The sequence below is a fragment of the Ruania rhizosphaerae genome, from assembly GCF_009805705.1.
Taxonomy (GTDB): Bacteria; Actinomycetota; Actinomycetes; order Actinomycetales; family Beutenbergiaceae; genus Ruania; species Ruania rhizosphaerae.
In genome coordinates this window covers 38,159-62,701 of sequence record NZ_VSMB01000009.1, presented here as the reverse complement: position 1 = coordinate 62,701, position 24,543 = coordinate 38,159, and the positions used below count along the sequence as shown (strand labels likewise).

General features: G+C 70.4%; 24 protein-coding genes. 9 read left to right on the top strand and 15 right to left on the bottom strand.

Annotated features, from left to right (window positions below; genetic code table 11):
• Positions 1 to 115 precede the first annotated feature (115 nt).
• Positions 116 to 1,774: a thiol reductant ABC exporter subunit CydC gene (gene cydC, locus FV560_RS13165; RefSeq protein WP_420853375.1), complete on the top strand. Its 1,659-nt coding sequence runs from the start codon at positions 116 to 118 to the stop codon at positions 1,772 to 1,774.
• Positions 1,771 to 3,381 carry a GAF domain-containing sensor histidine kinase gene (locus FV560_RS13160; RefSeq protein WP_159622011.1) on the top strand — a complete coding sequence of 537 codons (1,611 nt, stop codon included), beginning with the start codon at positions 1,771 to 1,773 and terminating at the stop codon, positions 3,379 to 3,381. Before cydC ends, FV560_RS13160 begins: the two co-directional genes overlap by 4 nt.
• Positions 3,382 to 3,408: 27 nt before the next feature.
• On the opposite strand, the gene FV560_RS13155 is transcribed toward FV560_RS13160, so the two are convergent.
• The 3 genes from FV560_RS13155 to FV560_RS13145 all read right to left on the bottom strand — a co-directional run bounded on the left by FV560_RS13155 (position 3,409) and on the right by FV560_RS13145 (position 6,586).
• The gene (locus tag FV560_RS13155; RefSeq protein WP_159622010.1) at positions 3,409 to 4,812 is read right to left on the bottom strand and encodes a dipeptidase; all 1,404 of its coding nucleotides are present in this window, start codon (positions 4,810 to 4,812) and stop codon (positions 3,409 to 3,411) included.
• A gap of 21 nt (positions 4,813 to 4,833) precedes the next feature.
• A complete protein-coding gene (locus tag FV560_RS13150) occupies positions 4,834 to 5,478 on the bottom strand; it encodes a response regulator (RefSeq protein ID WP_159622009.1) in 645 nt (214 codons plus the stop codon).
• 130 nt (positions 5,479 to 5,608) lie between these two features.
• Positions 5,609 to 6,586 carry a LacI family DNA-binding transcriptional regulator gene (locus FV560_RS13145; RefSeq protein WP_159622008.1) on the bottom strand — a complete coding sequence of 326 codons (978 nt, stop codon included), beginning with the start codon at positions 6,584 to 6,586 and terminating at the stop codon, positions 5,609 to 5,611.
• Positions 6,587 to 6,714: 128 nt separating this feature from the next.
• Between FV560_RS13145 and eda the strand changes: the two genes are divergently transcribed.
• Together eda and FV560_RS13135 are read left to right on the top strand one after the other, a co-directional pair.
• Positions 6,715 to 7,353 carry a bifunctional 4-hydroxy-2-oxoglutarate aldolase/2-dehydro-3-deoxy-phosphogluconate aldolase gene (gene eda / locus FV560_RS13140; RefSeq protein ID WP_159622007.1) on the top strand — a complete coding sequence of 213 codons (639 nt, stop codon included), beginning with the start codon at positions 6,715 to 6,717 and terminating at the stop codon, positions 7,351 to 7,353.
• Positions 7,354 to 7,386: 33 nt separating this feature from the next.
• Complete coding sequence (locus FV560_RS13135; protein WP_159622006.1) at positions 7,387 to 8,487, top strand: sugar kinase; 1,101 nt, start codon at positions 7,387 to 7,389, stop codon at positions 8,485 to 8,487.
• A gap of 239 nt (positions 8,488 to 8,726) precedes the next feature.
• Here the strand turns inward: FV560_RS13135 and FV560_RS13130 are convergent, their stop codons facing one another.
• Together FV560_RS13130 and FV560_RS13125 are read right to left on the bottom strand one after the other, a co-directional pair.
• Positions 8,727 to 9,287 (bottom strand): hypothetical protein, encoded by a 561-nt coding sequence (locus FV560_RS13130; protein WP_159622005.1) that lies wholly within the window; start codon positions 9,285 to 9,287, stop codon positions 8,727 to 8,729.
• 58 nt (positions 9,288 to 9,345) lie between these two features.
• Positions 9,346 to 9,513, bottom strand: coding sequence for a zinc finger domain-containing protein (locus FV560_RS13125; protein ID WP_159622004.1), 168 nt, complete (start codon positions 9,511 to 9,513; stop codon positions 9,346 to 9,348).
• A gap of 120 nt (positions 9,514 to 9,633) precedes the next feature.
• Between FV560_RS13125 and FV560_RS13120 the strand changes: the two genes are divergently transcribed.
• Positions 9,634 to 9,921, top strand: a complete 288-nt coding sequence (locus FV560_RS13120; protein ID WP_159622003.1) for a helix-turn-helix domain-containing protein — start codon at positions 9,634 to 9,636, stop codon at positions 9,919 to 9,921.
• Positions 9,918 to 11,156: a type II toxin-antitoxin system HipA family toxin gene (locus FV560_RS13115; protein WP_159622002.1), complete on the top strand. Its 1,239-nt coding sequence runs from the start codon at positions 9,918 to 9,920 to the stop codon at positions 11,154 to 11,156. Before FV560_RS13120 ends, FV560_RS13115 begins: the two co-directional genes overlap by 4 nt.
• A 121-nt stretch (positions 11,157 to 11,277) precedes the next feature.
• On the opposite strand, the gene mutM is transcribed toward FV560_RS13115, so the two are convergent.
• Genes mutM through coaD form a run of 5 tightly spaced genes read right to left on the bottom strand, consistent with a single transcriptional unit; the run spans position 11,278 to position 14,501 of the window.
• Positions 11,278 to 12,192 carry a bifunctional DNA-formamidopyrimidine glycosylase/DNA-(apurinic or apyrimidinic site) lyase gene (mutM, locus tag FV560_RS13110; protein WP_159622001.1) on the bottom strand — a complete coding sequence of 305 codons (915 nt, stop codon included), beginning with the start codon at positions 12,190 to 12,192 and terminating at the stop codon, positions 11,278 to 11,280.
• The gene (gene rnc / locus FV560_RS13105; RefSeq protein ID WP_159622000.1) at positions 12,192 to 12,908 is read right to left on the bottom strand and encodes a ribonuclease III; all 717 of its coding nucleotides are present in this window, start codon (positions 12,906 to 12,908) and stop codon (positions 12,192 to 12,194) included. The genes mutM and rnc overlap by 1 nt, the downstream gene beginning before the upstream one ends.
• The gene (locus FV560_RS13100; RefSeq protein WP_159621999.1) at positions 12,905 to 13,477 is read right to left on the bottom strand and encodes a YceD family protein; all 573 of its coding nucleotides are present in this window, start codon (positions 13,475 to 13,477) and stop codon (positions 12,905 to 12,907) included. The genes rnc and FV560_RS13100 overlap by 4 nt, the downstream gene beginning before the upstream one ends.
• Complete coding sequence (locus tag FV560_RS13095) at positions 13,474 to 14,007, bottom strand: ATP synthase subunit B family protein (protein ID WP_159621998.1); 534 nt, start codon at positions 14,005 to 14,007, stop codon at positions 13,474 to 13,476. The genes FV560_RS13100 and FV560_RS13095 overlap by 4 nt, the downstream gene beginning before the upstream one ends.
• Complete coding sequence (gene coaD, locus FV560_RS13090) at positions 14,004 to 14,501, bottom strand: pantetheine-phosphate adenylyltransferase (protein WP_235020116.1); 498 nt, start codon at positions 14,499 to 14,501, stop codon at positions 14,004 to 14,006. The genes FV560_RS13095 and coaD overlap by 4 nt, the downstream gene beginning before the upstream one ends.
• A gap of 111 nt (positions 14,502 to 14,612) precedes the next feature.
• Between coaD and FV560_RS13085 the strand changes: the two genes are divergently transcribed.
• A complete protein-coding gene (locus tag FV560_RS13085) occupies positions 14,613 to 16,166 on the top strand; it encodes a UxaA family hydrolase (protein ID WP_200837671.1) in 1,554 nt (517 codons plus the stop codon).
• Positions 16,167 to 16,261: 95 nt separating this feature from the next.
• On the opposite strand, the gene FV560_RS13080 is transcribed toward FV560_RS13085, so the two are convergent.
• Positions 16,262 to 16,987, bottom strand: a complete 726-nt coding sequence (locus FV560_RS13080; RefSeq protein ID WP_159621996.1) for a ThuA domain-containing protein — start codon at positions 16,985 to 16,987, stop codon at positions 16,262 to 16,264.
• A gap of 125 nt (positions 16,988 to 17,112) precedes the next feature.
• Between FV560_RS13080 and FV560_RS13075 the strand changes: the two genes are divergently transcribed.
• Together FV560_RS13075 and FV560_RS13070 are read left to right on the top strand one after the other, a co-directional pair.
• Complete coding sequence (locus FV560_RS13075) at positions 17,113 to 17,967, top strand: DUF6807 domain-containing protein (protein ID WP_159621995.1); 855 nt, start codon at positions 17,113 to 17,115, stop codon at positions 17,965 to 17,967.
• Positions 17,964 to 19,088, top strand: a complete 1,125-nt coding sequence (locus FV560_RS13070) for a Gfo/Idh/MocA family protein (RefSeq protein WP_159621994.1) — start codon at positions 17,964 to 17,966, stop codon at positions 19,086 to 19,088. The genes FV560_RS13075 and FV560_RS13070 overlap by 4 nt, the downstream gene beginning before the upstream one ends.
• Positions 19,089 to 19,417: 329 nt before the next feature.
• On the opposite strand, the gene rsmD is transcribed toward FV560_RS13070, so the two are convergent.
• The 4 genes from rsmD to FV560_RS13050 are packed head-to-tail and all read right to left on the bottom strand — an operon-like array spanning position 19,418 to position 24,540.
• On the bottom strand, positions 19,418 to 19,969 hold the full coding sequence (rsmD, locus tag FV560_RS13065; RefSeq protein WP_159621993.1) for a 16S rRNA (guanine(966)-N(2))-methyltransferase RsmD: 552 nt from the start codon (positions 19,967 to 19,969) through the stop codon (positions 19,418 to 19,420).
• Positions 19,966 to 21,606 (bottom strand): DUF6297 family protein, encoded by a 1,641-nt coding sequence (locus FV560_RS13060; RefSeq protein WP_159621992.1) that lies wholly within the window; start codon positions 21,604 to 21,606, stop codon positions 19,966 to 19,968. Before FV560_RS13060 ends, rsmD begins: the two co-directional genes overlap by 4 nt.
• Complete coding sequence (locus tag FV560_RS13055) at positions 21,603 to 22,313, bottom strand: ABC transporter ATP-binding protein (RefSeq protein ID WP_159621991.1); 711 nt, start codon at positions 22,311 to 22,313, stop codon at positions 21,603 to 21,605. The genes FV560_RS13060 and FV560_RS13055 overlap by 4 nt, the downstream gene beginning before the upstream one ends.
• On the bottom strand, positions 22,306 to 24,540 hold the full coding sequence (locus tag FV560_RS13050) for an ATP-dependent DNA helicase RecG (protein ID WP_235020115.1): 2,235 nt from the start codon (positions 24,538 to 24,540) through the stop codon (positions 22,306 to 22,308). Before FV560_RS13050 ends, FV560_RS13055 begins: the two co-directional genes overlap by 8 nt.
• Positions 24,541 to 24,543: the final 3 nt, after the last annotated feature.

Below are 24,543 nucleotides of genomic sequence, written 5' to 3'. Positions count from 1 at the left end.
GCTTCAGGGGCCCGAAAGTCAGGGTGAATCCCGAGAAGGGGCCGATCTTTCGGCCCGTGGAGGGGGCCGGCCGGGAAGAGGGGGCCGGTCGGCAGGCGGCGCTCGATCGGGCGGCCTGCTCTCCGACCTGCGCGCGGTCCGGGCGATTCTTCCGCTCTTGGACGTCTCCCGCCGGCGCGCGCTGGTAGCGGTGGCATGGGGGTCGCTGACCCTCTCCGCGGCTGTCGGGCTCGCAGCCGTCTCGGCGTGGCTGATCGCCCGAGCGAGCCAGATGCCACACGTCCTCGACCTGACCGTCGCAGTGGTCACCGTCCGCGCGCTGGGGATCTCGCGCGGATTGTTCCGCTACCTGGACCGGCTGGCCTCACACGATGTCGCGCTGCGGGGAGTCGCCACGTTGCGCGAGCGGCTCTACCGGACTCTCGCCGTGGGTCGCCCCGAGGCGACCCTGGGTCTGCGGCGCGGGGACCTGCTCTCGCGGATCGGCGCGGATGCCGACGCCGTGGGTGATGTGGTGGTCCGCGGCCTCCTGCCGGCCGCTGTGGCCGCCGTGGTCTCGACCGGCAGCGTGATCCTGGTGGGTGCGTTCTCGCCTGCCATCGGCGCGGTGCTCGCCCTCACCCTGCTGATCGCCGGGGTGCTCGGACCGGTCCTCGCGGCCCGAGCGGCGCGTGTGGCAGAGGTCGATGCGATGGAGCACCGCCGGGACGTCTCGGTTGCGACCACCACCATCCTCGACGGCGCCACCGAGCTGCGGGTCCAGGGTGGGATGCCGCGCGCTCGGACCGCACTCGCCGAGGCGGAGTCCGGCCTGCGGGGAGCCCGGGATCGCGCCGCGGGCCCCGCTGCCCTCGCACACGGGATCGGCGTGCTGACGTCGGGCATCGCCACCGTTGCGGCGCTGGTGATCGGCATCCCGGCCATGACGGCGGGCACCCTCACGCCGGTGGAGCTGGCCGTGGTGGTGCTCACCCCCATGGCGGCTTTCGAGGCGACAGCAGCGCTGCCTGCCGCCGCCGTGCAGGTGACCCGGTCAGCCTCGGCAGCTCGCCGGATCCGGGCGTTGTTGCACGCCGCCGGCCCCGAGCGTTGCCCCGAATCGTCGCCTCGCGTGCGGTCGAAGCGACAGAACGCGGCAACACACGATGCGAAGGTCCTCGCGCGGGGTCTCGCGTGCGGCTGGCCAGGTCACACGGTGGTCAGCGGGATCGATCTTCAGTTGGAACCGGGTCGCGCCGTCGTGCTCCTCGGCCCCAGCGGATCGGGGAAGACCACGACGGCCCTCACCCTGGCAGGTCTCATCGAACCGATCGGCGGCAAGTTGGAGATCCGCGGCGGCCGCACCCCCACGGACGCCGTCTCTTTCACCCCCGAGGATGCCCACCTGTTCTCCACCACGGTGCTGGAGAATCTGCGCGTGGCACGCGGAGACGTAGACGTAGAGGAGGCCCACCGCGTGCTGGAGCGGGTCGGACTCAACGGCCTGGTTGCCGCCCTGCCCGAGGGCCTCGACACGCTCGTCAGCGCCGAGACACTCTCCGGCGGCGAGCGCCGCCGGCTGCTGCTGGCACGCGCACTGTGCTCCCCCGCCCCACTGCTGATCCTGGACGAACCGACCGAACACCTCGACGCCGATACCGCCCTGGCGCTGCAGCAGGACATCCTCACCCTCGGACGCGAGCGCGGGATCCTGCTGATCACCCACGACGAGCGAGGGATCGACGCTGCGGATGAGGTGCTCCGCCTGGACGAGTCGGCGAGACTGGACCGATGAGACCCGCTCCCGCCGAGATGCTGCAGGCGATGCTCGCGGTCACCTCGCACCTGGAGCTGGAGGAGGTGCTCCGCAACGTCGTCGAGGCTGCGGCCGACCTCACCGGTGCCCCGTACGCGGCGATCGGTGTGCTCGACGCCGCCGCGGACGTCGAGACCCACATCGAGACCGGTGACGCGCCGCACGTGCAAGCACTCCTCACGCACCCGCACGGGGTGGAGGTGCTGGAGGCCATCGGTACCGAGCCGCTGCTGCTGGACGATCTCGTCGACCACCCGCGGTTCGCGGATCTGCCCCCCGGTCACCCCCGCACGGCCCGCTTCCTCGGGGTGCAGGTACGGGTGCGTGGGCAGGTCTACGGCCGCCTCTACGTGGCCGGGAAGTCCGAGCCGTTCGCCGACGACGACGCTGCCGGTGTGCACCTGCTCGCCACTGCCGCAGGGGTCGCCGTGCAGAACGCACGCCTCTACGAGGCGGCACGGACGCGGGAACGGTGGCTCGCCGTCGGGCAGGAGATCACCACCACCCTCCTGTCCGGCACCGAGATCGAGGACGCCCTCGCGCTCATCGCCCGCCGGGTCCGCCAGGTGGCCAAGGCCGACACGGCTGTGCTGGTCCTGCCCGGGGTCGGCTCGGACTGGGTGATCGAGTTCGCCGACGGGGACCCGGTCGGTGATCTGGTGGGGATCGCGATGCCCCCGAACGGACGCGCGATGACCGTGCTGCGGGACGGGTACGGCATCATCGTCGACTCCTTCGCCCGGGCCAGGAACCTGCGAGTGCCCCAGTTCGGTCGGTACGGTCCCTCGCTCTACGCCCCATTGATGGCCGGGGATGAGGGTCTCGGTGTGCTGATCCTGCTGCGGCACACCGGTGCGGTGGAATTCACCGAGAACGAGCTCACTATCGCCGAGTCGATCGCCCGGCAGGCGGCGCTGGCGATCACCCTCTCCCAGGCCCGGCAGGCCGAGAGCCTCGCCGATCTGCTCTCCGAGCGCGGCCGGATCGCGAGTGACCTGCACGATCTGGCGATCCAGCAACTGTTCGCGACCGGCCTGCGGCTGGGGCACCTGCAGGACCAGCTCGGTGAGCCGCAGGCCGAGGAGTTGCAGGAGGCGCTGGACGGTGTGGACGAGGCCGTGGGCCAGATCCGCCGGATCGTGCACGCGCTCCGTACTGAGGAGGAGCGCCTCCCGTTGCAGGCTCGGGTGGAACGGGAACTCGCGCACGCCCGCACCGCGCTGGGTCTGCAGGTGGGGTTCACGGTCACCGCAGACCTGGCCCGCGTGGAGGACGATCTGGCCGATGACGTCGTCGCCGTGGTCCGTGAGGGTCTCGCCAATGCCGCCCGTCACGCCCGCGCCGAGCACGTCACGGTCACGATCAGCGCCCGGGGCGGGCAGGCTCAGTTGCTGGTGGTCACCGTGGCCGATGACGGCGTGGGGCCAGATCTGGCCGTCACGCGCCGCTCCGGTCTCGCGAACCTCGCCGGGCGCGCCCGCCGGCACGGGGGGACGTGCTCGCTCCAGGCGGGGGCCGGACCGGGCCCGCGGCGCGGCGCCCAGCTCACGTGGACCGCGGCACACGCCCAGCTATATCCGCAGTGATGCCCGACCACCGCACGGCGGCTGCCGTCAGCCCCGCTCGCCCAGGCGCTGCAGGAACATCGCCACCGCGGCGGCCATGTTCTCCAGCTCGCCGGGGTGGACGCTCTCGTTCGCGGCGTGCATCTGGCTGGCCGGGTCGCTCAGACCCAGCATCACGATCGAGGCATCCGGTTGCGCGGAGGCGAGGGCCGCCGTCAATGGGATGGATCCGCCCTGGCCGGAGGTGATCGTGGGGGTGCCGAAGGCATCCGTGAGCGCCTGCTCCAGCAGCGCGAACGCCTCGGTGTCGGTACGTGCCCCGAAGGCCGACCCCTGCCCCACGAGCTCGGTGGCCACCCGCACACCCCACGGGGCGACGCGACGCAGGTGAGCCTGCAGCTTCTCGGCGGCATCGCCGGTGTCGACTCCCGGCGGCACCCGCAGGCTCACCCGGGCAGCCGCGCTGGGTTGGATGGCCGGCACCGAACCCACCACGGCGGGGGCATCGATCCCGAGCACGGTGACGGCGGGGCGCGCCCACAACATGTCGGCCACCGTTCCCGAGCCGGTCACCTCGGCACCCTCCAGCATCCCGGCATCGGCCCGGAAGGCGGCCTCGTCGTACGGGGCGCCGGGCCAGGTGCCGGTGGCGTCGAGCCCGTCGATCGTCGTGTTGCCGCGATCATCCTTCAGCGAGGCGAGCATGGCGATCAGGGCCGCCAGCGCGTCCGGGGCGGCACCACCGAAGGCACCGGAGTGCAGTTGCCCGGCCAGGGACTCCACCCGCACGGTCACGTCCACCATGCCGCGCAGGGCGGTGGTCAGGGTGGGCTGGCCGACCTTCACGTTGCCGGTGTCCTGGATGAGGATGACGTCGGCGGCGAACTCTTCCGGGTGCGCGGCCACGTACTGCTCCAGGCCGGCGGTCCCCTGCTCCTCCGATCCCTCGATCACGACTGTGAGAGAGACGGGGTAGGGATCAGGGTCGGCAGGATCGGCCCCGCGCACCGCACGCAGAGCCCGCAGCGCCGTGAGATGGCTGACCACGCTCCCCTTGCAGTCAGCGGCCCCGCGGCCGTAGTAGCGCCCATCGGCGAACGTCAGCGTGAACGGGTCGGTGCGCCAGCCCTCAGCGGGGGCGGGCTGCACGTCGTAGTGCGCGTAGAGCAGCACTCGCTGCGCACCGGGCGGGCCCTCGTAGTGCCCGATGACGGCGTCGCTTCCGTCCGGGGTGCGCACCAGTGCCGTATCGGTCAGGCCGAGCTCGACGAGGCGTTCCCGCACCCACTCGGCGGCGAGGCGGCACTGCTCGGGGTCCTCGACGGCAGGGTCCTGCACCGATCGGTAGGAGACCAGTTCGGTCAGGTCGGAGAGAGCCTGCGGCATCAGGTCGGTCACGGCCCCGGTGAGGGTGACGCTGGCCCCGGGGATGTCACTGGTGTGTTCGTGCATGGGTGCGAGCGTAATCGGCGCTCAGGTCGGTGCGTGCCGCCACTGCGGGTCCTGGTCACGGCGACGTCCGGTGACCCACGCGACCACCTGTGTGCGTCGCTGCAGACCGAGTGTGGCCAGCAGCGAGGTGACGTGGTTCTTGACGGTCTTCTCCGCGACGCCGAGCCGCTCGGCGACCTCCCGGTTGGACAGGCCGTCCCCGATGAGCTCGACGATGCGGCGCTGGGTGGGGGTGAGCAACTCGAACGGATCGTCGCCGCGCGGTTCGGCCGGGGTGTCACGCAAGAGCGTGCGCCCGGCTGCGACGGCACGGACCGCATCGAGGATCTGCCCACCTCGCACGGATTTGAGCACGAAGGCATGGGCGCCGGCTGTCTTCGCGGCGGTCCGTGCCTGCGGGTCACCGAAGGAGGTGAGCACGACGGCACGCACCTCGGGTAGCAGGGCACGGACGCCATCGATGACGTCCACCCCCGTGCCGTCGGGCAACTGCAGGTCCACCAGCAACAGATCGGGGCGGGTGAGCTCGGCGCGCTGGATCGCCTCGGCCACGGTCGAGGCCTCGGCGACGACGGTCAGGTCGTCGGCCGTGTTGATCACGTCCACCACGCCGCGGCGGACGATCTCGTGGTCGTCGACGATGAGTACGCGAGTCGGGGGGCTCACTCATTCAGCATACGACCAGGTGGACGGCCATCCCCTAGCGCGACCGACCGGGATGCGTCGCACGCGGCACGATGGTGCGCGGCTCGACGCATCTGTGTCACTTCGGCATGGCCGGGCACGGCCGGCTGGGTCAGGCCGGGCACGGTTCGGCAGTGGAGCGCCGCACCTGAAGCTCCACCGGCAGCACCCGCGTCTCCGGGGCCGAGGCGAGTAGCAGATCCACCGCCGCTGCCCCCATCTCCAGGGCCGGCACCGCGACCGTCGTCAGCGGCGGCGCGAGCAGGCGCGCCACCGGGACGTCGTCGAATCCGACCACGCTCATACGTTCCGGAACAGGCACGCCCCGGTCGGCGAGGCGACCCAGGATGCCCAGGGCAAGCTGATCGTTGAAGGCGAGCACCGCCGTCACCCTGGCAGCCAGTGCCTGATCGGCGGCGTCGATCCCGCCCGCCGAACCCGGGCGGAAGGCCCCCAGGTCCACGACGGCTTCCGCACTGGCGATACCGGCCGCTTCGGCTGCTCGCAACCCTTCCCTCCGGCGCGCATCGGACCAGGAGGTGGGCGGCCCACCGGCGTAGCCGATTCTGGTGTGCCCGAGCGCTGCCAGGTGCCGCAGTGCCTGGGTGATGCCGTCGGCGTTGTCGCCCACCACGGCCGGCACACCCTCGAGCACCCGGTTGACCAGCACCACCCGCGTGCGGCCGGCCACTTCGGCGAGCGCCGAATCACTCGTGCGGGAGGAGGCGAGCACGGCGCCGTCACAGACCATCGCGAGTTGCCCGAGTACCTCCAACTCGCGCTCCGGATCCTCGTCCGTGTCGGCGATCATCGCATTCAGCCCCGCGTCCCGGACGCGCCGCTGCATCCCGGTGGCGACGGAGGCGTAGAAGGCGTTCTGCAGGTCCGGGACCACCAGGCCGATCGCCTGCCCGCGTCCGGTGACCAGCTGGCGGGCGGCCCGGTTCGGCTGGTAGTCCAGCTCCTGCGCCAGCCGCTGCACCCGCTCACGCGTCACGGCTGCGACGACCGATGACCCCGCGAGCGCGCGGGAGACGGTGGCCATCGAAACGCCGGCCGCATCGGCGACGTCCCGGAGCGTCGTGACCATACGTCGCCTCCTACAAACGCTTGCAGAACATTGTCCCTTGAATGTTGCACATGCTAGCGTGTCCGCCACACGATTGTTTGCAAACGTTTGTGGCCCAGCACCGCACACCCGGTCACACAAGGAGAGACATGACAGTGCAGTCCCCCGAGATGCTGGAGCGCATCGGCGCCGCCCGCCTCGTTCCCGTCGTCGTACTCGACGACGCCGCCTCCGCCGCCCCGCTCGCCGAGGCGCTCGTGGCCGGCGGCCTCCCCGTGGCCGAGGTGACGTTCCGCACCGCCGCAGCGGTGGAGTCGATCAAGGCGATGAGCGCCCGGGGCGACATGCTGGTCGGCGCCGGGACGGTCCTGACCCCGGACCAGGTCGATGCGGCCGTGGACGCCGGAGCCTCCTATGTGGTCTCCCCCGGGTTCTCGCAGGCCGTCGTGCGCCGGTGTATCGAACGCGGGGTCCTCCCCCTCCCGGGCGCAGTGACCGCCACGGAGGTGCAGGCAGCGCTCGCCGAGGGCCTGGAGGTCGTGAAGTTCTTCCCGGCCGAGACCTCCGGCGGCGCCAAGGCCATCAAGGCCCTCGCCGCCCCCTTCGGTGGACTGCGCTTCGTTCCCACCGGCGGCATCGGCCCCAAGAACCTGGCCGAGTACACCGCAGTCAGTGCCGTGCTCGCCGTCGGCGGCTCCTGGATGGTGCCGCGGGACGAGATCGCCGCCGGCAACTTCGACCGTGTGAGCGAACTGACCCGCGAGGCCGTCGCGCTCGCCGCTGCCTGACCCGACCTGACGACCAATTCGACGAGGGATTTCATGAGCCTGTCCATCCGTCCCGCCTCCGAGTGCCGCTACGACATCGCCTCCCTGGGCGAGATCATGCTCCGCATGGACCCGGGCGAGGGTCGCATCCGCACCACCCGCCAGTTCCGCGTCTGGGAAGGCGGGGGTGAGTACAACGTGGCCCGCGGTCTGCGCCGTGCGTTCGGGCAACGTGCCGTGGCCGTGACCGCGCTCGCGGACAACGAGGTCGGCCGGCTGGTCGAGGACTGCATGCTCACCGGTGGCGTCGACACCTCGTTCATCAGCTGGGCGCCCTACGACGGCATCGGGCGTGAGGTGCGCAACGGCCTGAACTTCACCGAGCGGGGCTTCGGCGTGCGCGGCGCCGTCGGCGTCTCCGACCGGGGCAACACCGCCATCAGCCAGATCAAGCCGGGCCAGGTGGACTGGGACCACCTGTTCGGCGAGCTGGGCGTGCGGTGGCTGCACACCGGCGGCATCTTCGCCGCCCTCTCGGAGTCCACGGCCGAGGTCGTCATCGAGGCGGTCACGGCAGCCAAGAAGCACGGCACCGTGGTCTCGTACGACCTCAACTACCGGCCGAGCCTGTGGAAGACCATCGGTGGCCAGGCCAAGGCCCAGGAGGTCAACAAGGCGATCGCTCCGCTCATCGACGTGATGATCGGCAATGAGGAGGACTTCACCGCTTCCCTCGGGTTCGAGGTCCAGGGCACCGGGGACAACCTCGACAACCTGGAGATCGACAGCTTCAAGGCGATGATCACCGAAGCCGGGCGGACGTATGAGAACTTCCAGGTGATCGGCACCACGCTGCGCACGGTGCACACGGCCTCGGACAACGACTGGGGCGCGATCGCCTGGTCGCGAGACGAAGGCTTCGCCGAGGCCACCCACCGCGAGCACCTCGAGATCCTCGACCGCGTCGGTGGTGGTGACTCCTTCGCCTCCGGCCTCATCTACGGTCTGTTGGAGGGCGAGCCCATCCAGACGGCGGTCGAGTACGGGGCAGCGCACGGCGCCCTGGCCATGACCACCCCGGGCGACACGACCATGGTCACCAAGGCCGAGGTGCTCAAGCTCGCCGGCGGCGGCAGCGCCCGCGTGGATCGCTGATCATCGCCTGACCTGGGCCGGCCGGTGGCACTGCACTATCGGCCGGCCCGGATTCACCTCCCGTCGACGGCGTGGCCGCGGGTCCGGCAGTCTGGGTGTCGGACCCGCGACCAGGTCGCCGCCGGGGCATCCTCGGCCATGTCCACGAGAACTCCCCGATCGCCGTCGAGAGCGCCCTCGTCTCCTCCATGTGTCCGGATGCCCGCATGAGCAGGGTCTGATTCGCGTCAGCGAGTTGCCTAGAGGAGCGCCAACGTCATGGCGACTACGAGGAACACGACCAGCACGCCGCCACCGCAGCCGATGGCGGCCAACGCGCCGTAGCCGAGACGCGAGACCCGCGCACCCGAAGCCCGCACGGCTGAGAGGAACTCGCCGCCGCCCCGTGCATTGAAGGCGTACGCAGCAGCGGCCTGGTTCACACCGCGGGCGACGTCCCAGGCAGCACCGGAGCGGCGGCGGTAGCGGCGGTAGCGATACGGGCGATGACCGTGATGGGCGACCCCGCCGACGATGCCCATGCTCGTGAAGCCGAGGGCGCGGCTCACCGCACCCGGGTCGGCGAGGATCGGGTAGCTTCGACCGCCGACGACCAGCGTGATGCGCTGCGCGGCGGACTTCACCGTGACCTCCCGTGCCGGCACGCTGAAATGCTGCGTCCAGCCGGCCGCCGCCGATCCGATCCACAGCGTGACGATGCCTGCGCTCACGACCGCCTGCGCGGGGTACCAGGCCCCCGTCGTGGTGTCGCCCCATGCCCCGGAGAACACGGCGTGCGGGTGCTGGATCGGCATGGCCATCACACGAGCCTATAGTCTGGCGGACGGCGTGAGCGCGACAGCGGATCGGCCAACGCCATCATGCCTGAGGTCTGCCCGCCCGCTGACACCTCGGGCAGAAGAACGACGACCGGTTCGCGAATGCCTCGCGCACGATCGCGGTGCCCCATCGCCGGCACGGCTCCCCCTCCTGGCCGTAGACCGCGAGCGACCGGTCACATAGCCCGCCTCGCCGTGCGATCGCCATTCACGTACCGCCAGTCGATTCACCATTCGACTCGCGATCAAATAGGAACGATATGACGACGTTGCTCGCCATATCGATACGTTAGATCGTGTATCCTCGTCATAGACGAAAGGAGTCGCGATGGCCGGGTACAAGATCGACGGTCAACTCAGCACGTTCGGCGAGCACGTGCACGGCTGGCGCATGGTGCTGGGCCTGACCGCACAGCAGGTCGCAGAGCGCGCCGACATCACGCGCGACACCCTGCGCAAGATCGAGACAGGAGATCCTGGCGTGCGCTTCGGCAGCGTCATGCAGGTCCTGCGCGCTCTCGGCACGCTCGACCAGGCCGTCGACGCGATCGATCCGCTCAGCAGCGACATCGGACGACTGCGGGCCGGGAGCCTCACGAAGAAGAGGGCCCGATGACCGCCGTCGAAGTCTTCGAGGGCGACGATGCCAGGCTGGTCGGCCGGGCGCACTTCACCCGGACTCGGGGCCAGATCTCCACGACGTTCCTGTACGACGCCGGCTATCTCGCCGACGGCGGCATGAGCATCGATCCCGCTCTGCCGCTCGTGTCCGGATCCCAGCATCAGGCAGGGCTCGTGCGTGCGTTCGCCGACAGCGCCCCGGACCGCTGGGGCCGGAACCTCATCGAGAAGGCCGAGCGCCGACGCGCCCGCGAGGCGGGCCGGGCACCGCGCCGGCTGGACGACCTCGACTTCCTGCTCGAGGTCAGCGACGACACCCGCCAGGGAGCTCTGCGCTTCAGGCTCCCCGGGGAGGATGCCTTCCTGGGGAAGCCGTCGAGCGTCCCTCAGCTGGTGTCGCTGCCCGAGCTGCTGCGCGCGGCCGATGAGGTCGCCTCCGATATCGATCCCGCCCTGGCGATCAAGCAGCTCCTGGACACAGGCACGACAGGACTGGGCGGTGCGCGCCCCAAGGCGTCGGTGCGCCTCGAGGACGGATCGCTGGCGATTGCGAAGTTCCCGCACGGCAGCGACCAGTGGGACGTCATGGCCTGGGAGGCCACGGCGCTCGACCTCATGGAGGCCGCCGGGATCAGGACGCCCTGCAGAAGGCTCACCCGCGTCGGCGGGCGCAGCGTGCTGATCCTGCGCCGGTTCGACCGCACTGAGCTGGGACACAGGATCGGGTACATCAGCGCCATGACGGCGTTGGGCTCGACCGACGGCGAGCACCGCGACTACGCCGAGATCGCCGAGGCGATCCGCGACCTCTCGCTCTCCCCTCGGGCGGACCACCACGAGCTCTTCGACCGCGTGGTCGCGGGCGTCGCACTGGGCAACACGGACGACCATCTGCGCAACCACGGCTTCCTCGCCGACCGTGGCTCCTGGACCCTCAGCCCCACGTTCGACGTGAACCCGAGCCAGGACCTGTGGCGGGCGAGGTCGACATCGGTCATGGGAGCAGACACGCACCCCGACGAGGCCGAGGCTCTACTGGCTCTCGCGCAGGAATGTAGCCTCAACGCAACGCAGGCCCAGGAGAGGATGCGCAACGTCGCCGCAGGGCTGATCGGCTGGCGCGACGCCGCGCGGAACAACGGCGTCCGCACGCAGGAGATCACGATGATGGCCGAATCGATCCAGCCTCGCCTGGAGAGCGTACTCAAGGCTGCGGCGGCGGCAGCGTAACCGAGACGCGACGGCACGTGCGAGGCATCGACCTCGTGTCCGCTGGCATCGCGGCCGATACTCGGAGTGACTGACGTCGGGTGCCAGCATGGAAGTGGCGAGGCGCCCCCACACGGAGAACTCAGCGACGGCGCTGACACCTCGGGCAGAAGAACGCCGACCGATTCGCGAATGCCTCGCGCATGATCGAGGTGCCGCATCGCGGGCAGGGACGCCCCTCCTGGCCGTAGACCGCGAGCGACCGGTCAAAATAGCCCGAGGCACCGTTGACGTTGACGTACAGCGCATCGAAGCTCGTTCCCCCGGCCACGAGCGCCTGCCGCATCACTGCCTCGGCGGCGTCCAGCACCGCCGCCACCGTACCCGGGCGCATCCGGTCCGCGGGCCGCGCGTAGTGCACGCCCGCCCGCCACAGCGCCTCGTCGGCGTAAATGTTGCCGATCCCGGCGGTCACGGTCTGGTCCAGCAACACCGTCTTGATCCCGCGCCGGCCCCGCCGCACCCGCCGGTTCAGTGCCGCCCGGGCGGCGGGCGCGGCCAGCACGGGATCGAGCAGGTCACGCCCGATATGGGCCACCGGTGCGGGAAGCAGCGCAGCGACAGGTGCGCCGCCTGCATCACCGCCAGGGCCGCCGTCGGGAGTGGGCAGGAGATCAGCCACGGTGAGATAGCCGAAGGTGCGCTGGTCCACGAACCACAGATCAGGTCCGCCGGCCAGCTCGAGGTGGACCCGCAGATGCGGGTTGCTCCGGGCATCCTCGGAGATCAGCAGCTGACCGCTCATGCCCAGGTGCACCAGCAACGCGTGGTCCTCGGGCTCGCCATCCGGCCCGGCGAGCGTGAGCCAGCAGAACTTTCCGCGCCGCACGGCGGCTGTGAAGGTCCGGCCCGTCAGCAAGGCTTCGAGCTCCGCAGCTCCCCCTGCCTGACGGCGCACGGCACGTTCACGCAGCACCCGCACCCCGGTCACGGGGCGCCCGAGCACATGGTCGGCGAGGCCGGCGCGAACGGTCTCGACCTCGGGGAGCTCCGGCACTACGCCTCGTGTGCGACGTCGTCGGGCGCTGTGTCCTCTTCGAGGGCCCGGTAGGCCTGCTCGGCCGCACGCTGCTCGGCGATCTTCTTCGCCGACCCCTCACCGACACCCCACGACTGGTCGCCGAGCATGAGCGTGGAGGTGAAGTGCCGCTGATGGTCCGGGCCGGTCGCCTCGATGCGGTACTCCGGGGCGCCCAGGCCACGCTCGGCCGCGAGCTCCTGCACGCTGGTCTTCCAGTCCAGGCCGGCACCTAGACCGGCGGCGTCGGTGAGCCGTCCCCCCACGATCCGCTCCACGAACGCGCGTGTCGGTTCGAGCCCGTGGCACAGGTACACCGCCCCGATCACGGCTTCGAGCGTGTCACACAGGATGGAGTCCTTGTCGTGCCCGCCGGTGGTCTGCTCACCCCGCCCGAGCAGCAGGTACTCCCCCAGCCCCATCTCGCGAGCCACCACCGACAGCGCACGCTGGGAGACGGTGGCCGCGCGCATCTTCGCCAGGTCCCCCTCAGCGCGGTCGGGGTGGGTGCGGTACAGGTGCTCGGTGACGATCACCCCGAGCACCGAGTCGCCGAGGAACTCCAGCCGCTCGTTGGTCGGGATACCGCCGGCCTCGTGCGCGAAGGACCGGTGCGTGAGGGCCAGGACGAGCAGCTCGGGATCGACCTCGATGCCCAGCGCCTCGACCAGTTCGTCGACGGCGCGTGCGGTCACTGCTGAGGCTCCTCGTCCGGGGCGTCATCCGGAGCATCCTCGGCACCCGCGAGCGCCGCCAGGGCCGACCAGCGCGGGTCCAGGTTCTCGTGTGCGTGCCCCTCCTCCGCCTCGTCGAGACGGATGCCGCAGTCCGGGCACAGGCCCGGGCAGTCCGGCCGGCACAGCGGCCGGAACGGCAGGGCCAGCACGACGGCGTCCGTCACCGTGGGTTCGAGGTCCAGCGTCTCCCCATCGAGCTCGGGCAACAACTCCTCGTCCTCCCCCATCTCGCTGGCGTCCTGCGTGCCGGGGTAGGCGAACATCTCGGTGATGTCCGCGTCGAGGTCGAGGGAGACATCCGTCAGGCAGCGCACGCATTCGCCCTCGGCAACGGCCTGCGCGGTGCCAGTCACGAGCACGCCGTCCATCACGGCTTCCAGCCGCAGATCGAGGGCTACCTCGCTGCCGGCCCGGACGGCGATCACCTCGTTGCCCATCTGCTCGGCGACGGGCACGTCGAGGGTGAGGGTCCGCATCGATCCGGGCCGTCGGCCCAGGTCGTGGGTGGAGATCTGGAAGGGCGTCATGAGTCGGTCGCCTCCTTGTCGTTCCCGCCGCTGGTCTCGTCGGCCCCGGCGCTGCGGCCGCGGGTGCGCTCCATCAGCCGGGCACGCCCGGCCGCCACCTGGGAGGAGATGGAGTTCAGGTCGATCTCGAACTGGGCGAGCTGGCGGTCGCAGTAGTCGTCGGCCTCGCGGGAGAGCTTCTCGGCCGCGGCCTTCGCCTCAGCCACGATCTTCTCGGCGCGTTCGTTCGCTGCTGCCACCACGGCCTCCCGGGAGACCAGCTCGTCGGCCCGCTCCTTGGCCTTCTCCACGATGGTGCCGGCTTCACGCCGCGCGCGCTGCAGCACGGCGTCGGCGTCGGCTACCACGGAGTCCGCGCGGGTGATCTGGTCAGGCAGCACGCCGGTCGCGGAGTCGATCAGCTCGAGCACTTCAGCGCGGTTGACGAGCACGGAGGCTGACATCGGCATCGAGCGTGCGGAGGAGACCAGGTCGGCGAGCTCGTCGAGGATCGCGACCAGCGACTCGCCCTGCTCTGCTGCTTTGCTCATGAGTGTCCATCTTTCGGGTGCAGGGCGGTGCGGACGGCATCGTCGACGGCGGGCGGAACGAGGTCGCTGATGCTGCCCCCGTGCCGGGCGACGTCCTTGACCATGGTGGAGGAAACGTGGGCGAGTTCGGGTGCACCGGTCACGAAGACCGTCTCCACACCGCTCAGATGCCGGTTCATCAAGGCCATCGGTTGCTCGGCGTCGTAGTCGGCGCCACCCCGCAGGCCCTTGACGATGGCGCTGGCCCCGAGTTCGTGGCACAGGTCGGCGAGCAGGCCGGGCATGCGCACCACCCGCACACCCGCCTGGTCGGCGACGGCGTCGGTGAACAGCCGCAGGCGGGTGTCGGCGTCCAGCAGTGGCGCCTTGCCGGAGTTGATCCCCACGGCCACCACCACCTCGTCGAACAGGGTACGCGCGCGGCGCACGATGTCCAGGTGCCCGAGGGTGACCGGATCGAAGGATCCGGGGCACACGGCGATACGAGAGGTCACGGCCGCCAACTTACCTTCCCGGGGCGCGACCATCGTGACGACACCGCCCGAGAGACCGGTTTCTCGGGTAGACTGGGTGATCACGACCCATCAGCGAGCGAAGGTCTCTGCGTGTCTGCCGATCCCACCCCGTCCGAGCCGCCCATCCTGCGCCTGCGGGAGGAGGACCACGTGGTTGTGGCCACGGCCGATCTGCCCATCGGTGCCGAGATCCCGCTACCCGGGGTGGAGGCGTTTCGCACGACGGCGCCCATCCCCCGGGGTCACAAGCTGGCCGTCCGTCCGGTCACCCAGGGTGGCCAGGTGCTCAAGTACGGGCAGTCGATCGGGCGGGCGACGACGGCGATCGCTCCCGGGGATCATGTGCACTCGCACAACCTCGGGATGGATCTCGACGAACGCGAGCACGAGTTCGGGACCGCGCGGGTGCAACCGACGTTCCCCGAGGGACGTGACCTGCCGCGCACCTTCCTCGGCTACCACCGACCCGACGGACGGGTGGGCACCCGCAACTACATCGGCGTGATCACCTCGGTGAACTGCTCGGCGAGCTCAGCGAACATGATCGCCGACCAGTTCCGCCACACGGGGCTGGAGGAGTTCGAGAACGTCGACGGCGTCATGGCGATCACCCACCAGAGCGGGTGCGGGCTGGTGCCGGACTCCGAGGGTGGGCAGATGCTGCTGCGCACCCTGCGGGGGTATGCCAACCATCCGAACTTCGGCGGACTGCTGGTGCTGGGGCTCGGCTGCGAGATGATCGCCGTGAATCAGCTCGTCGACGGCCTGGGCCTGCCCGAGGGCGCCTACGTGGAGACCATGACCATCCAGGACTTCGGGGGCATCCGGGCCACCGTGCGGGCCGGGGTGGAGAAGATCCAGGAGATGATGCCGCGGGTGAACGAGGCGCGGCGGGAACCGGCCGACGTCGCCCACCTGACCCTGGGCCTGAACTGCGGCGGCAGTGACGGCTACTCGGGAATCACGGCCAATCCTGCCCTGGGGTACGCCTCGGACCTGCTGGTGGCGGCCGGTGGTACCTCCACCCTGGCCGAGACCCCGGAGGTGTACGGGGCCGAGCACCTGCTCACCCGGCGCGCGGTCTCACCCGAGGTCGGTCAGCGGCTGCTGGACCGGATCGAGTGGTGGAAGGACTACACCGCTGCCGGCGAGGGCACCCTGGACAACAACCCCTCCCCCGGGAACAAGGCCGGTGGCCTGACCACGATCCTCGAGAAGTCGCTCGGCGCCGTCGCCAAGGGCGGTACGGCCGAACTGACCGGCGTGTACGAGTACGCCGAGCCGATTGCCGCGAAGGGGTTCACGTTCATGGACACCCCCGGCTACGACCCGGTCTCGGTGACCGGCCTGGTCGCCGGCGGCGCCACGGTGGTGTGCTTCACCACCGGGCGGGGGTCGGTGCTCGGGTGCAAGCCGGCGCCCTCGATCAAGTTGGCCACGAATACCCCGATGTACGAACGCATGCACGAGGACATGGACCTCAACTGCGGGCGGATTGTCGACGGCACCGCCAGCCTCACCGAGGTGGGCGAGGAGATCTACCGGATGATCGTCGAGGTCGCTTCCGGCCGCGAGACCGTCAGCGAAGAGCTCGACCTCGGTCAGGACGAGTTCATTCCGTGGCACGTGGGTGCGGTGACCTAAGCCTCGGACCACGCGTTGCCGCGATCTGTCGCCTCCACCGTCAGGGATCCGACGATTCGGGGCAACGCACGTCAGTGCGGCAGCGCACGCGCGCGTCAGCTCAGCAGCCAGGCCAGCTCCCGGTCCAGCAGCAGCGTCCGCACCCGCGCGCGGACCGCGCCGCCGTCGTGGCCCAGGGCGTCATAGACCGCCTTGCCTCGCAGGCCGGGGACTGCGTCCGCGACCCAGACGAGCGCGTGGGTGCGGCCGCCCTCGTCGTGCTCGAGCAGCACGGTCGCCTCCGGGGAGACTTCCAGGTCGGTGTAGCGCTCGTCGTCGATCTCCACCGCCCCGGTCAGGCCCGCGGTGATGGGGTGCTGTACCGGGCTCACCCGCACCTGCGCCGGCCCGCGCTTCGGATGCCAGGAGGCACGCGCCGCCGTGCCCGCTTCGACCTCGTGCTTGGGTACCCACCGGCCACCGAGGGCCCGGGCCCACTGATCGTGCTCGTAGAACGTGTTCGACCCGGTGTGGGTGGCCAGCACAGGCACACCTGCGGCCACGGCAGCGAGCACCGCGTCGCGCAGGTCCCGGGCGCGCACGTCTCCGGCCTCCTCAGAGACCTCCACCGGAGTGCTGCCACCGCCGGCATTCACGACGATCAGGTCAGGCTGGCCCAGGTCGGCGGACTCGACCTCACCGGTCCGCAGCACCCGGGCCTCGAAACCACGGTCGCCCAGCAGTTCGCCGAGCGCGGCCGACGTGCCCTCGAAGTCGTGCCAGGGGTCGGCGTAGCGTCCGGCTCCGCTGATCACGACGGCGGTGCGATGGTCTGCAGACACGTGCTCTCCTTTGACGATGGTCCGGTCACGTGATGGTAAGCGTTTGCCGATAGGGTGTCATGCAAGCTGCCTTCGCCGCGAGGCGAGGCGTGGCTATCCAGTACCCGCAGAACAAGGAGCACAGCGTGAGCGCCCCTGACGGCGAGCCCGTGCTGCGTATCGGAGCGCGCGACGTCGCCCGGTACGCAGACGGCCAGGACATGGCCGGCACTCTCTCCCCTCGCCCGTACCTGCACCCGGTGACCACGCTCGACGGTGTCGGGCTCACCGAGATCCTGCCCGAGGATCACACCCATCACTACGGCGTCAGCAATGCCGTGGTCGAGGTGAACGGCACGATGTTCTGGGGCGGTAAGTCCTACGTGCACCCCACCGGGTACGAGATGCTCGACAACCACGGCCGGCAGGTGCCGCTGAGCACCGAGTCCGGCGACCACCGCATCTCCCAGCGGCTGCAATGGGTGGACGGTGCTGGTTCGCACGTACTCACCGAAGACCGCGAGATTCTGGCCGATCTGCTGCCTGAGCACGAGGTGTGGACGCTGCGCTGGCACTCGCGGCTGCACGCCGACGGCGGTGCGGACCTGACGATTGGCTCCCCCGCTACCCGTGGCCGGGTCGGGGCCGGCTATGGCGGGCTGTTCTGGCGGCTCTCCGGTGAAGACGTCCCCACGGTGGCCACAGTGGCGGACGGCACGGATCCGCTCGGCAACGCCATCTCGCCGTGGTTGCTCTTGGTGCAGGACCGCAGCACCGGGCCGGTGAGCCTGCTGCTGGGGCAACCCCGCGAGGCGATCCTGCCGTGGTTCGTGCGGACCTCCGGCTATGTGGGCGCCGGACCTGCTGTTGCGTGGGACGCCGAGCGTGTCATCCCCGCCGGCGGGCACCTGGATCTGCACCTGTGGGCCGTGCTCGCCGACCGGGCACTGAGCACCACCGAAGCCACCACCCTCTACGAACGACTGGAGCAGCTCGCGTGACCATCACCTTCGCCGTCGTCGGACTCCACGGATACGGCGCTCAGCACCTGGGCCAGATCAACGAGCTCGCCGAGGCCGGCCGGGCACGTCTGGTCGGGGTGGCCGACCCCCGTGGCGGAGAGGGCGCGCGGAACCTCCCCGAGGGCACCGCGGTCTACTCCGACCTCGATGCTCTGCTCGCCGAGGTGACCCCAGATGTGGTCACGCTCGCCACCCCGATCCACACACATCTGCCGCTCGCCGAGCGGGCCATGCGCGCCGGTGCGCACGTGCTGCTGGAGAAGCCGACGACGGCCTCGCTGGCGGAGTTCGAGAGGCTCGTGCAGGTCAGCGATGATACCGGCAGAGCCGTCCAGATCGGATTCCAGAGCTTCGGCTCGCACGCCTTCGAGCGGATCGCCGAGATCGTCACCTCCGGCCGGATCGGCGAGGTGCGTGGCATCGGCGGCCTGGGCCTATGGCGCCGGGCGCGCAGCTACTATGACCGCTCCCGGTGGGCCGGGCAGCGCCGTCTGGACGGTGTCGAGGTGGTCGACGGTGCGGTGACCAACCCGCTGGCACACTCGATCGCGTCAGCCCTGCGGATCGATGGCTCGTCCCGGGCAGAGGACGTGGCCGAGGTGGTGGTCGACCTGTACCACGCCAACGACATCGAGGCCGACGACACCTCCGCCGTCCGGTTGCTCACGACGAAGGGCACCCCGATCGCCCTGGGCCTGACGCTGGCGGCGGAAGAGCCGGACACCAAGCCGCGGGTGCTGGTGCACGGCTCGGAGGGAACGATCGAGTTCCGCTACACCACGGACGTGCTGGTGGTCCGCACCGCTGCCGGCGAGGAGACCGAGGAAGTCGGGCGCACCGGCCTGTTCGTGAACCTCCTCGATCACCTGGAGCACGGCGCTCCGTTGCTGGCGGACGTGCGCGACACCGGTGCGTTCATGCGCGTGCTCGAAGCGGTCCGCACCGCTCCGGACCCCACGCAGGTGCCGGACGACTGCTTCACCCAGGTCGGCGAGGGCCCCGACTCCTACCGGGTGATCCACGGGGTCGACGACTGGTGCCGACGGGTAGCAACCGAGCTGGCGACGTTCTCCGAGCTCGGCGCTCCCTGGACCCGCTGACCGGCGCCGAATTCACACCTGGCCCGTCACCACGCCACACGAGCCCGATAGCTCCGCGGGCCCGATAGTCAGGGTCGCCCCTGAGAAGGGGCCGAATAATCGACCCGCGGACTACAGCTGACCAACCCACCAGCGCTCCCCGGGCCTGAAACTCAGGGTCAAACCCAACAAGGGGCCGAATAATCGACCCGCGAAGCGGGCCGACCCAGCGGCGACCGCTCCCCGGGCCCGAAACTCAGGGTGAAACCCGAGAAGGGGTCAATTATTCGGCCCGTGGACGGGGGCCGGCATCACCCAGGGTGTGCTCTCCCCCGGCCCGGCGCCACCCCTCAAGGCACCAGCGCGTAGTGGACGGCGGTCTCGCCGTAGGACTTCGTACCGTCGTCGGTCCAGCCATCCGGCCAGTCCGGTGCGGGTGATCGGCCGGATCGTTCGAGCACGATCGTGGCGTCGGGTGCGAGCCACCCGGGTTGAGTGAGCGCGGCCAGCACCTCGTCGACCTCCGCGGCGTACGGGGGGTCGATGAGCACCACGTCGTACCCCACGGCTGGTGCCGGCCCTGCGACATACCGCTCGACCGGGGCTGACACCACATCGACGCGGTCGGCAAGGCCGGTTCGCCGGGCGTTCGAGCGGCAGATTCCGGCTGCCACCCGTGCGGACTCCACCAATGTCACCCGCACGGCACCCCTGCTCGCGGCCTCCAGTCCCAGGGCGCCCGAACCGGCATACAGGTCGAGAACGCGGGTTCCGTCCAGCACACCGAGGTGGTCGAGCCGGGAGAAGATCGCCTCTCGCACCCGGTCGCTGGTGGGCCGCGTGCCCTTCGGGGGAACGTCGAGACGCTGGCCACCCGCAGTTCCGGCGATCAGGCGGGTCACCGGCCGCCCTTGCGTCGCGCCTTCTCCCGCTGCTGGCGCTCCTGCTCGGCCTGCGCCTGCTCCATCCAACTCGGCTTGGTCTCATCCTTGACCCGGGTCGCGACAAAGAATCCGAGCGCGGAGGTGCTCAGCTGCAGCATCATCAGGATCGGCACCGGACCGATCGCGATTGCCGCGATCACCAGCGGGATCAATGCCAGCACCACCAGGTCCGGGCCGCGAGCGAAGGCGAGCATCACCCCGGGGGCCACCGGACCGGCCGGGCCGTTCACGAGCGGCTTGTTCCAGTCCGGTGGCTTGCGGTAGGCGGCACGGATGACCCCGGCGGCGAACGTCGGTGCGCACAGCAGCCCGAAGATCAGCCACCCGACCAGGTGCCCGTGCGCGGCGCCCCACAGCCCGAAGATCGGCACGCACCACAGGATCATCACCGTCAGCGGAACGATCGCTCGCGCCTTACGCACATCGAAGGCCGAGATCGGGAAGTGACGATCCAGCACCGGCGCCATCTCAGCCCGCCGAGCACCTTCACCGGTGGCCATCGCCGCCAGGTACCCTCCGACCACCAGTGAGGCCAGGTTCAGCCAGATCGGCCAGCCCGCGAGCACTGGCAGCAGCCCGAGGCTCGCTGCCACGAACACCTGGATGACGTGTCGCGGCGAGCGCCAGAACACGGTCGCGTCGCCCGTCACGATCGCCGAGACCGGGCCGCGCACCCACGGGAAACTGGCCGAGCGCCGTCGCGAATCGGGAGCGGTGACCACGCTGAGGGCCCGTCCCAGCTCGCGGGTGTCCATCGAGGTGACGGCACCGCCGGCATAGGCGCTCACGGCACCGCGAGCGCGCAGTTCCCGGCCGGCGATCTTCTCCAGGTTGCGTTCGGCCCACCACACGAGCACCACGGCAAGTCCGGCAAGGATTGCCACCAGCACCGGCCAGGCGGTGAAGTTCTGCACCTGCGGGGCCGGCGGTCGAAGGAGGGCCACGGCGATGCCCACCACCGGGCCGGCGGCCATGAGTAGATCCCCGATGAGGACAGCGGGCCGGACCCGTCGCTCCTTCCGGTTGCCGCGCAGCACCTGCCCGGCGGTGGTGGCCATCGCCAGCAGCGCTCCCCCGGCCGCGAACGCGCCGACACCCCACAGGATCTGGGTGCCGGTGCCGTCGGCGAGGAACAACGCGAGTGCTCCCCCGGCCGCACCCACGCTGCCACCCAGCACGGGCACGAGCACGAACCGTGGCCGCAACAACCCGCGGCGGTCTGCCGGGGCGGTCAACCACCAGGTGGCGCGCCCGCCACCCATGCCGATCGGGCCCAGCCGCGCGGCCAGGCCGATGATGCCACCGACGACGATCAGCGTTGCGACGATCGAGAGCCAGGTCGGGTCCAGGGTCGCCTGCTCGGGCCCGGTGGAGAGCGTGGCATTGAGTGCCTGCACCGCGCCGAGCGCCACGGCCAGGGCGATCACCATCGAGAACAGCACCGAGTAGACCTCGGCGATCGCCTCCATGAAGCTGCCACCGGTGTGCGCCTCGGTGGCGTCGCGGGTGAGGCGGCGCAGCTGACGACCGGTGGGCCAGTCTTCGGGGTCGGCTTGCTCGGGGTGGAGGCGCCCGGGGGTGATCGGCTCGCTCACAGCGCCTCGATCGCCTGCGCGCCGGCCTCGGCCGAGACCACCCGCACCTCATCCTCGGCGAGCACGACAACCTTTGAGGCAACCTCGCGCACCAGCACCGGGTCGTGCGTGGCCATCACCACGCCCCCGCCCTGGGATCGCTCGAGCTTCAGTCGTTCGGCGAGCCGGTCCCGCATCCCGGAGTCCAGGCGCTGCTCCGGTTCATCGAGCACCAACAGGGTGCGGGGCCGGACGAAGGCGGCCGCCAGCAGTAAACGTCGCCGCTGACCGGAGGAGAGGGCTGTCGGGGCGGCGTTCTGGCGCGCGGTCAGACCGAACTCCTCGATCGCCTCGTTGACGCGGGCGGTCACTTCGCTCATACCGTGCCCACGCGCGGTCAGCAGCAGGTGCTCGCGCACCGTGAGGGCCGGCAAGTAAGAATCCTCGTCCAGCACCACTGCCACCTGAGCACGGAACTGCTGCGTGCGTTCGTCCACCGGCCGGCCGAGCACCTGGATCGAGCCGCCGAGCAGGTCGAGGAGACCGGCGGCGGCGCGCAGGAATGTCGACTTGCCGGTGCCGTTGGAGCCGACGATCGCCAGCCCTCCCCCAGCGGGCAGGTCCACGCTGATGGGCGGGCAGACGGCGCTGTCGATCGTTGAGCCGTACCCGACGCTGACCGAGGAGGCGCGGACCAGGGGCGGCGTCGAAGATTTGCGCTTAGGCACGATCGAGATACTCCTCGTGGTCGGGGTCGACGAGACGGGTGACAGCGAGCAGCACCTCGGGGTGGCCCACCAGATTCGGGTCGTTGGCGATCAAGGTGCGGGCATCGTCGCGGGCCTGCTCGATGAGATCCCGGTCGCGAACCACCCGCAACATCGTCAGGGAGTTCCCGCGCCCGGACTGGGCGGCACCGAGGACGTCTCCCTCGCGCCGCTGCTCCAGGTCCTTCTCCGCGAGGACGAACCCGTCGGTGGTCTCGACCAGAGCCTGCAGCCGCTGCCACGCGGGTGTGCCTGGCTGAGCCGCACTGACCAGCAGGCAGGTACCGGCCGTGGTTCCGCGGCCCACGCGCCCTCGCAGCTGATGCAGCTGGGAAATACCGAACCGGTCGGCGTCGAGGATCACCATCACGGTGGCCTCCGGCACGTCCACCCCCACCTCGATCACGGTCGTGGTCACGAGCACCGGGGTACGGCCCGCCGCGAAGTCGGCCATTGCCCGGTCCTTCTCCTCGGCGGGGAGCCGGCCGTGCATCATCCCCAGCGAGACACCCGCCAGGCTGGGATCGCGGCTCAACGTCGCGAAGGTGTCCTCCACATTCGCCAGGTCACCGCCTGCCACAGCGTCCGTGGCCCGCAGTTCGGTGACCGGTGCCGGGGCGTCGTCGTCCTCCGGAGTCGAGGAACTGATCCGGGGCGCCACCACGTACGCCCTCCCGCCGCGGTCGACGTCCTCGGCCACCTTCTCCCAGGTGCGGGTGAGCCAGCGGGGCTTGTCGGCAGGGACGGCGAAGGTCTCCACCCCGGGCCGGCCCTCCGGGATCTGGCGAAGGGTCGAGACGTCCACGTCCCCGAAGAACGTCATCGCGACAGACCGTGGGATCGGGGTGGCGGTGAGGAACAGTTGGTGCGGCATCGTGCGTCCCTTGGAACGCAGCGCGTCCCGCTGCTCCACACCGAAGCGGTGCTGCTCGTCCACGACCGTCAGCCCCAGGTCGGCGAACTGGACATGCTGGGAGAGCAGCGCGTGCGTACCGATCACGATGCCTGCCGCGCCCGAGGCGGCATCAGCGAGCGCCTGCCGCCGCGCAGTGGCACCCATCGAACCGGTCAGCAGCGCCACCCGGGTGCCGTTCGCGGCGCCGCCCAGCATGCCCGCCTCCCCCAGTGGGCCGAGCATCGCGGTGATCGATCGCTGGTGCTGCTGGGCGAGCACCTCGGTGGGGGCGAGCAGCGCGGCCTGCCCTCCGGCGTCGATCACCTGCAGCATCGCCCGCAGTGCGACGACCGTCTTGCCGGATCCCACCTCACCCTGCAGCAGCCGCTGCATGGGTTCGGCACCGGCGAGATCGGTGCTGATCTCCTCGGCCACTGCCCGCTGACCGCTGGTCAGCTCGAACGGGAGTTGCGCATCGAGGGCGTCCACGAGGCCGTCCGCTCGAGCCGGCCGTGGGGTGGCGTCGTAGGCGGCGACATCGGCGCGACGGCGTGCGAGGGCCGTCTGCAGGATGAACGCCTCCTCGTAGCGGTAGCGACGCTGTGCCTGTTTCCACTCCTCATCCACCGTGGGTCGGTGGATCATTCGCAGCGCGGCGCCGGCCGAGGGGAGGCTCCGGCTCTCGACAATCTCGGCAGGCAGCCACTCGGCGGTGTCGGCCTCGTTCATCGGGTCCAGCACCATCCGGACCGCCTTGGCGATCTTCCAGCTCGGGAGCTTCGCAGTCGCCGGGTACACCGGAACCGGACGATTCACATGAGCCTGCACGAGCGACTCATCCGCGGAGTCATCCAACGGTTCGTACTCGGGGTGGGTGAGCTGAAGTTCCCCGCGGTAGAGGGAGACCTGTCCCGAGAACATCGCCGAGGCGCCGATCGGGAGCTGGCGTCGCAGGTGAGTGGCCATACCGGCGTTACGGGCGAAGAACGTCAGCGGTAGGCGGGTGCTGCCGTCGGTAATGGTCACAGTCACGATGTGCAGGCGACGGTTGCGGGCGGGGCGGCTGTCGATGTCGGCCACCTCAGCCATCACGGTGGCATGCTCCCCGGGAACGAGGTCCGCGAGCCGAGTGTACTTGCCGCGATGGAGGTAGCGGCGCGGATAGTGACGCAGCAGATCATCGATGGACCGAATGTTCAGAGCACCCAGGGCCTTGGCGGTCGCGGCTCCGACGGCGCGCGAGAGTTGCCGCGTCAGTTGCTCCGCGGCGTACTCCTCATCCGTGCTGGCCACCTC

Bases quoted from the DNA above. Each gene is read 5' to 3' on its own strand.
- FV560_RS13160 (WP_159622011.1), top strand. From the start codon at position 1,771: ATGAGACCCGCTCCCGCCGAGATGCTGCAGGCGATGCTCGCGGTCACC.
- FV560_RS13155 (WP_159622010.1), bottom strand. From the start codon at position 4,812: ATGCACGAACACACCAGTGACATCCCCGGGGCCAGCGTCACCCTCACC.
- FV560_RS13145 (WP_159622008.1), bottom strand. From the start codon at position 6,586: ATGGTCACGACGCTCCGGGACGTCGCCGATGCGGCCGGCGTTTCGATG.
- eda (WP_159622007.1), top strand. From the start codon at position 6,715: ATGACAGTGCAGTCCCCCGAGATGCTGGAGCGCATCGGCGCCGCCCGC.
- FV560_RS13135 (WP_159622006.1), top strand. From the start codon at position 7,387: ATGAGCCTGTCCATCCGTCCCGCCTCCGAGTGCCGCTACGACATCGCC.
- FV560_RS13130 (WP_159622005.1), bottom strand. From the start codon at position 9,287: ATGGCCATGCCGATCCAGCACCCGCACGCCGTGTTCTCCGGGGCATGG.
- FV560_RS13125 (WP_159622004.1), bottom strand. From the start codon at position 9,513: ATGGCGATCGCACGGCGAGGCGGGCTATGTGACCGGTCGCTCGCGGTC.
- FV560_RS13120 (WP_159622003.1), top strand. From the start codon at position 9,634: ATGGCCGGGTACAAGATCGACGGTCAACTCAGCACGTTCGGCGAGCAC.
- FV560_RS13115 (WP_159622002.1), top strand. From the start codon at position 9,918: ATGACCGCCGTCGAAGTCTTCGAGGGCGACGATGCCAGGCTGGTCGGC.
- FV560_RS13100 (WP_159621999.1), bottom strand. From the start codon at position 13,477: ATGACGCCCTTCCAGATCTCCACCCACGACCTGGGCCGACGGCCCGGA.
- FV560_RS13095 (WP_159621998.1), bottom strand. From the start codon at position 14,007: ATGAGCAAAGCAGCAGAGCAGGGCGAGTCGCTGGTCGCGATCCTCGAC.